This is a genomic window from Thioalkalivibrio sp. (genome assembly GCF_007692535.1).
GTDB lineage: Bacteria > Pseudomonadota > Gammaproteobacteria > Ectothiorhodospirales > Ectothiorhodospiraceae > Thioalkalivibrio.
Map to the genome: position 1 here is coordinate 1 of NZ_REBW01000170.1, position 7600 is coordinate 7600.

Consider the following 7600-nt stretch of genomic DNA (forward strand, 5'->3'; position numbering starts at 1 on the left):
CGGGCGAGGCCCGCTCCCACAGGGGGGGCGCGGGCATGGCCGTGACTTTCACGCTGACCCGACCTACACAACTGGACCGTGACGTTTGCGTCAACGGGCTTCGCCGCCGGACTGGCCCGCCGTGGCGCGGCGATGGATGAGAATCACGGCAGTGGCGAGCAGGATCGAGCCCATGAACACGACCAGCGTCCCCGTGATGTCGTTCATCAGTTCGGGGTTCAGCACCAGTACGAGAGCCAGCGCCACCATCACCGTGCCGCCCACGAGTTTCAGCACCCTCCCGTGCCCCTCTTCAAAGCGCTTCATCCGCAGGGTAAACAGCGCCGCCGTGAACACGACCAGTTCGATCAGCAGGTAGACCAACAGGTAGACCGCGAGCAACAGGAGAAAGGCCATTCCCGTCACGTTCCGCTCCGCGACGATTCCGCTCCAGACCACGGGGAAACCGGCGGTGCAGGGCAGTTCGACCAGGGCGATCCCGGCGGCCATCACCACCGTGGCGAACACCAGCCCCAGGCCTGTGAGGCGCCGGTCCATCAATCCGCGCATGCCCTTGTAGATGCCCGGTTTCTGGCTGTCCGCGATGGTGAAAGACGGCCCGGTCTTGAACCAGAAGTAGTCCTTGATGTTGACCAGCCCGAAGGTCAGCGCGAACAGCGCCACCAGCCACTGGACCCAGGTGAGATAGAGCACGTAGCTCAAGACGCCAAAGACCCCGGCGATGAAGGCGCCGTAGATCAGCGCGGTCGTGGTGAGGAAGGTGATGCCCACCAGCGCGATCCGACCGCGCGATCCGGAGTGAATGACCAGCCCGAGCAGCAGCGTCAGCACCCACAGCGAGCAGGGATTCAAGCCATCGATGAAAGCGATCAGCAGGGTGGTAACCATCAGGGGCTGCACCCCCAGGTCCACCCGTCCGAGTAGCGGGACATTGAAGCCCTCGGGCGGGTCGACGGCCTGGACATCGGCTGGACCGAGCCCGGGCGGCGCCAGCGCTTCCGGAGACTCCTGCTGTTGGAAAGCAGCAATCTCCTGGCGGACGGTCGATTCGATCTCACGCCGAATCTGCGGGGAATCGCCGACCCAGGCCTTGCCGCCGAGGAATGTCGTGGGTACCGAGCCCGGTTCGATGCCGTGTGCCAGGGAAAGGGCGATGAACAGTTCGTGGTGCGTCCTTTCCCGCAGGACCTCGTATTGCTGGATGTTCAGGTCGGGGTAGCGCTCCTCGAGTTCCTGCAGGAAGGGCTTCTGGTTGTCGCAGTGCGGGCAGCCGATCCCCCAGAAGACGAACATCCGAACACCCTCGGCCCCATCCCCTGAGGTCGCGGCCGGCGCCGTGGCGGACAGGAGCGACAGGATGCCGAGGAACAGCAGGGCGAGGAACGAGCGATGACGGCGATGCAAGGGGATCTCCCGACGGTGGGACGCAACCATGAACATGCACACCGCGATGAGTGTACGTGTTTCTACGGTAGACCGCGGGGCGTCCGGCCCTTGTGACCTGGGTCAATTCCCGGCGGCATGAGTGCCCGAAATGTTTGTGGAACGGACGGGTCATCGGGGGTCCGGCGAGGTCGGATTCCCCGGTCTGCGGTATTTTTCGCGGCATTGAGCCTTCAGGGCACGTCGAGGCCTTGACGATTTCACACGGGTTCAGCGACGGACCAGAGTGGTGCTTCGTCTTCCCAATATGAAACCGGCCCAGACGGCCACCACCCACGTGATGAGCGACAGGGTCAGATTGAATCCCGCTGCCGCGAACTGCCCGGCCTCCGCGAGCTGGATCGTTTCCAGACTGAAGATGGAAAAGGTCGTGTAGCCGCCGAAGACTCCGGTCATGATGAAATGCCTTTGCACCGGGCCGGCCAGGATGCGGCCACCAGGCCCGGCGAACGCAGCGTAGAATCCAATGAGGAATGAACCCGACACGTTGACGAGTAGGGTTCCCCAGGGGAAGCCGGAACCCAACCCGACCAGCATCAGATCCGAGACGAGCCAACGGGCAGAGCCCCCGATCATGCTGCCGAGTCCCACCGCCAGGTAGAGTAAGGTGACCGTGCCGAGGGCCGTCCGGGGGGGTGCCGGGACTGCGTATTGGCCCGTTGCCGGAGATGGGCGCGGCTCACCCTGCGCGGAAGGCGGCGGCTTTCGTGACGATGCCATGATGATCAGCCCATGGCCGTGAGGCCTGTGCCGGCCAGGAGGCCCAGCGCGGCCGCCGGCAGGCACAAACCCAGGGAAAGGGCGACGTTGCCGGCGGCCTGCCATCGCTGGCCGCTCTGCATCAGGAACAGGGTCTGCAGGCTGAACGCGGAAACGGTGGTGTAGCTGCCGAGAAATCCGATTCCGGCAAACAGCCAGGTCGTCGGTTCACCGAACCAGCCTTCGCCGGAGGCCGCGACGGCGGCGATGATGCCGATGACGAATGCGCCGGTGACATTCACTACCAAGGTTCCCCAGGGGAACGCCTCGCCAAGACGGTGTCCGACGATGTTCGATACCCACAAGCGCGCCATGCCTCCCAGGGCGCACCCGAGCATCACCCAAGCCAGGTTTTGCATAGCCTTTCTCCGGCAACCGCTACACACGCTAACTTTCGCGGCCCTGCGTCATCCCTGACGAGGAAAAACCGCAAACTGTAGGTCGGGTTAGCCCAAAGGGCGTAACCCGACGGGTCTGGCAACCAACCATGGCCGCAAAGCAGAGTCGTCCCCGGCACGTCGGGTTACGCTGCGCTAACCCGACCTACAGAACTGCGGCACCCCTGACGAGGGTCGGATTTCGCGGGTCAATCAGCAGCGCAGGTCTGGGCCCGGACCGGAGCAGGGCTTGACTTCCTTGCCGGCGGCGATCCAGGAGACGATCCCACGGGACACGTTGTAGACCTCCTGATAGTCGGCCTGCTCGGTAAGAAGGCGCGACAGCGTGCTGGTGCGGTTGCCGGTCCGGCAGATCAGCACGACCGGTTCGTTCGGGTCGGTCAGCTGGCCGAAGCGGGCCGCGAAGTCGGGCATCATGCGTCCGCGTTCGTCGAATGCCGTGATCAGGTAGCTCCCCTCGACCACGCCCGTTTGCCGCCATTCCTCGGGGCGGCGGATGTCAATGACGGTGGCGCCGTCACGGACCATCTGCTCCAGTCCCTCGTTGTCCAGGGACTTGTAGGGGGCCTCGGGCAGAAGGGTGATCGCGAACCAGCCGACGGGGATCAGCACCAACGGGACGAGGAGAAGAAGCAGTTTTCGGTTCATGGGCGGAAGTCCATTCGGTTTCAGGTGTCGTTCGTCATCAGGGCCAGCGTCTCAAGGTGGGAGCGTACCCCTGGATCCCGCAGGAGTGCCAGCAACCGTTGTACGACCGGGCGTTGTTCCCGCGAGCGCGGCACGACGAAGTCGTAGTGTTCCTCCTGGAGCGGCAGGAAACCCAGATCGTATTCCGCAGCAACACTCGCGATCGCGACCCCCCAGTCGGCGCGGCCCCCGGCGACGGCAGCGGCGACCGCGTTATGCGATCGTGGTTGCACGCCATAGCCGGCAGGGCGCTTGTCGCCGAGCAGTTCGTCGATCAGCACGCGGGTGCCGCTGCCCGGATTCCGATTGATCATCAGGCAGTCGGGATCGCCCAATGCGGCCTGCAGCGGGGCCTCGGTGGAAACCGCTGCAAACCGGGGGTCATCCCTGCGATAGACGATGCCCTGCATGCGCCGGTAGCCGGGGAAGCAGAGGAGTTCGTCGTCCAACAAATGACGGTTGTAGATCCGGGTCTCGGGATCCATCAGGTGCATTCCGGCCACGTCGCACTCGCCTCGGCGCGCAGCGGCCAATCCCCCCATGCTGCCGACATACAGGGCCTTGACCGCGAACCCTTCCTCCTGCAGTCGGCCCAGCAGGTAGTCGACGCCGGTGCAGTGGGAGCCGATGAAGACGATATCCGCCGGCTCCAGCCCCTGGCCGATGATCTGGACCTCGACCTCGGTGCCGGCGGCAAGTCCTTCGGCGTCGGCCTCGATGGGCACGAAGCCGTCGGCCTGGCTGAAGGACGTTACCGACCCGGAACCGCTGCCGCTGGGGTAAGCTACGAAACCCTGGTCCGTGCGCAGCAACCCGACCATCACAAACTCGGTACGTCCCAGTTCCGAGCGCAGCGATACGGCCAGCGTTGCGCGGATGCCCTTGCGGGTGATCCGGCGAGAATGGCCGGCGAGTGTGCGCAGCACGGGCGCGACGAATTCGTGGAAGGTGAAGATCGCGGAGGTGGGGAAGCCGGGGAGGATCACGACTGGTCGCCCCGAGTGGGCCGCCAGACAAAGCGGCTTGCCCGGCTTCAGGGCGATGCCGTGCGCCAGAATGCCATCGGCCCCGACGAGCCGTTCCACCACCCGGTAGGAGAGATCTCCCGCACCCTTGGAGGTGCCACCCGAGAGCAGCACCGCGTCGTAATCGAGGGCCTGCGCAATCAGCGCCTGCATGGTCGCCGCCTCGTCGCCGACGATGCCAAGATGTTCGGCCTCGGCCCCGAGTTCGCGGATGGCCGCCACCAGAATCGCCCCGTTGGAGTCGAAGACGCTGCCCGTGCGCGCGGCCTCACCGGGTGCGATCAGTTCATCGCCAGTGGAGATGATCGCCACCCGTGGGCGTCGGTAGACCGGGACCTGATCCATGCCCAGGGCTGCCAGGATGCCGATTTCCCGCGAGGTGATCGGCGTTCCCTTGCGCAACGCCAGTTCGCCCCGCGCAATGTCCGATCCCGCGGTTGCCCAGGATTGCCCTGGTGCTGCCATCTGTTGCACGAGAACATAGTCGCCGTCGGCGGCCGCCTCGAGTTCCGTCTGCTCCACCATCATCACGGCGTCCGCGCCGCGGGGCAGCATGCCACCTGTGGCGATGGCGGTCGCGGTGCCGGGGTTGACCGTGACCCGGGGCGGGACGCCGGGTGGCAACAGTTCCTGGTTGAGTTTCAGCCGCGCGGGGTTTTCCTCGGTGGCCCCGATGGTGTCCTCCGAGCGCAACGCGAATCCGTCCATGCTCGCCCGGTCGAATCCCGGTACGTCGATCGCCGAGACCACGTCTTCCGAGAGGATGCGGCCCAGGCTGTCGGCCAGCTGGACCCGTTCTGCGCCCACGGGCTTCAGCGACAAGGCCGACTCGAAGCGCGCACGGGCCTCGTCCGCGGACATCACGGTGAGGAACTGCCTCTGTTCCGAGGCCTCGCGAATGCGCTCAGAAAGCGCCTGGGATTCTGGTTGGGTCATCTATGGCCAATCGGTTGATGGGTGCGATCAGGAATAAGCTTGAATGTCGACCATCGAATCCGGGGCATGCCCCTCGGATTCGGGAGGAATCAGAAAAAAGCCATCGGCCTGCGCGAGTTGCGGCAGGGAAGGAGGCCCCGACAAGGGTAGCGGTTCGACGGTCTCCGTATCCAGGAAACGAACCCGGCACCAGTCGGTGACCCCCAGTGCGGACGAGATCTTGCGCGCCAACCTTACGCGCCGCGGCGGGTCCGGCCAATCCGGTGCCCGACCGGCAAGAAGACGAACGAGGCGCGCCGCCAGGCACTCATAGGCGCCTGCAGCCGCGACTGGATGCCCGGGGAGCAGGATCGCCGGTGCGAAGGGCAGGGCTGCCGCCGCCACGGACTCTCCCGGCCGGAGGTTCACGCCGTGGAACAGGAGACGTCCCAGATCCTTCGCGACCGACACCGTGCAGTCGTTGAAGCCCATGCCCGTGCCGCCGACCGTGAGGATCAGGTCGGCTCCCGGTTGCCCAAGCTGGTCCCGTAATCCCGCGGCATCGCCGTCCAGGCCGATACATTCTTCAACCAAACCCCCGTCGCGTGTGACCAGTGCGCGGAGCATCGGGCCGGTGGCATCGATGGGGTCCATTGCCGATGAAGGCTTTGCATCGATAACGCTTGGTTGCATCGACATGACCAGGATGCGTACCCGCGGCTGGCGCCGGACGGTCAGTTCCTGCAACCCCTGCGCGGCCAGCAGGGCGAGGTCAAAGGCTCGGAGGCGCCGTGGTGCGGGAAACAGCGGTGCATCGGAACCCGGTCGGCTGGCGGTGCCGGCGTCGGTCCAGGCACCGGGGCCGGTAGCATCGAAGACATCGATGCGGTCCCCGCGTTGTTGTGCCGCATCCGGCGTGAGAACGGCGTCGGCTCCCGGAGGGAGCATGGCACCCATCGCGATGCGAACGGCGGTGTTGGGCGCCAGTGAACCCGGAAAGGGTGTCCCGGGAGCGGCGGACCCGAGCAGCCGGAAGCTCAGCGGGTTGTAGGGGCTCGCGCCAACCGTCTCGAGCCCGGCCAGGGCATAGCCGTCCGCAAGCGCACGCCGCTCTTGGGCGAAGGGATGGGCGGGTTGAATCGCCATCGCGGAAATGCGGCCGGCACAGGCCTCCAGCGCCACGGTTTCCTGTCCAGGCAGCGAGCAGGGGAGCCCGTCGATGACCGTGATGGCATCCTTCAGGGGTGTACGCCTGGCAACGGGCGGGTTGGTCTGTTCGGTCACCGAAACTCCTTTTGCGATCTGCGCTCGACACGGCCCTTCAGCCGGAAAAGGGATCCATGGAGTGCGGGAGCTTGCTCCCGCCTTGCCCTCCGGGGAGATCCCGATCCCGACTCAAAGCGGGAGCAAGCTCCCGCACTCCATAGGTGCATGCCCTACTGGGGCCATCATTCCAAGCGGCCCCCGGCGATCGTGCTTACGGGGAAGAATAGCGGTTCCCCGTCGATTCGGTACTCGGCGATGGCCGCCTGGCCATCCGGCGCGACGAGCCAATCGTGCCACTGCCGAGCCAGATCCGCCTTCACCCAGCCAAACCGTTCGGGATTGACCGGAATGCTTCCGTAGGCGTTCAACAGCGCCTCGTCCCCTTCGAACACGATGACAAGGTCCTGCCGATTGCGAAAACTGAGCCAGGTGCCGCGATCGGCAAGCACATAGGCGTCCATCGCCGCGGCGGTGTTGAGTGTGGGTCCCATGCCGCTTCCCAGCTGCCGGTACCAGCGGCCCGACGGCTTGATGCGGGCTGTGCTCCACAGTTCCAGTTCCTTTCGGTGCGTGCCGCTGTCATCGCCCCGGGAAGCGAAGGCCGAGTTCGATTCGGCAATGCGGACCAGCGCTTTCCGGATCGAGTCGGTCTGCCTTACCCCGGCCGGGTCCGCTCGTGGACCGATGAGCACGAAATCGTTGTACATCACGTCGCGCCGTTCGGAGCCGTAGCCTCCGGCGACGAACTGTTCTTCTCCCGCGCGATGGTGCACCAGCAGCGCGTCGGCATCGCCGCGGCGGCCGATGGCAAAGGCCTGCCCGGTGCCCACCGCGACGACACGCACTTCGATGCCCGTGCGCGCGGTGAACTGCGGAACGATGTGCTGGAATAGACCCGACTGCTCAGTCGAGGTTGTGGAGGCGAGGATGATGAAGGGCGTGCCCGCTGCGAGCGGGCCAGCCGCAGTGAGCACCATGGCCGACAGCAGCGCGGATTTCGCCAGGAATATGCATTGCGACATCGCGGCCTCCATTACCGTAACAGTCACAGCCCAGTTCTGTAGGTCGGGTTAGCGTAGCGTAACCCGACGTGCCGGGGTGCCGGGA

7 protein-coding genes are annotated in these 7600 nt (G+C 65.6%); all 7 read right to left on the minus strand.

Annotation, left to right across the window (positions count from 1 at the left end):
- Positions 1-90 precede the first annotated feature (90 nt).
- The gene (locus EA346_RS09870) at positions 91-1404 is read right to left on the minus strand and encodes a thioredoxin family protein (protein WP_296758107.1); all 1314 of its coding nucleotides are present in this window, start codon (positions 1402-1404) and stop codon (positions 91-93) included.
- 249 nt (positions 1405-1653) lie between these two features.
- Positions 1654-2163, minus strand: coding sequence for a CrcB family protein (locus EA346_RS09875; protein WP_296758110.1), 510 nt, complete (start codon positions 2161-2163; stop codon positions 1654-1656).
- 5 nt (positions 2164-2168) lie between these two features.
- Positions 2169-2561, minus strand: coding sequence for a fluoride efflux transporter CrcB (gene crcB / locus EA346_RS09880; RefSeq protein WP_296758112.1), 393 nt, complete (start codon positions 2559-2561; stop codon positions 2169-2171).
- A 231-nt stretch (positions 2562-2792) separates the two neighbouring features.
- The gene (locus tag EA346_RS09885; protein WP_296758113.1) at positions 2793-3248 is read right to left on the minus strand and encodes a rhodanese-like domain-containing protein; all 456 of its coding nucleotides are present in this window, start codon (positions 3246-3248) and stop codon (positions 2793-2795) included.
- Between the two features lie 20 nt (positions 3249-3268).
- A complete protein-coding gene (locus EA346_RS09890; RefSeq protein WP_296758116.1) occupies positions 3269-5248 on the minus strand; it encodes a molybdopterin biosynthesis protein in 1980 nt (659 codons plus the stop codon).
- A 27-nt stretch (positions 5249-5275) separates the two neighbouring features.
- Positions 5276-6511 carry a molybdopterin-binding protein gene (locus tag EA346_RS09895; RefSeq protein WP_296758117.1) on the minus strand — a complete coding sequence of 412 codons (1236 nt, stop codon included), beginning with the start codon at positions 6509-6511 and terminating at the stop codon, positions 5276-5278.
- Positions 6512-6675: 164 nt separating this feature from the next.
- Positions 6676-7527, minus strand: coding sequence for a substrate-binding domain-containing protein (locus tag EA346_RS09900; protein ID WP_296758119.1), 852 nt, complete (start codon positions 7525-7527; stop codon positions 6676-6678).
- Positions 7528-7600: the final 73 nt, after the last annotated feature.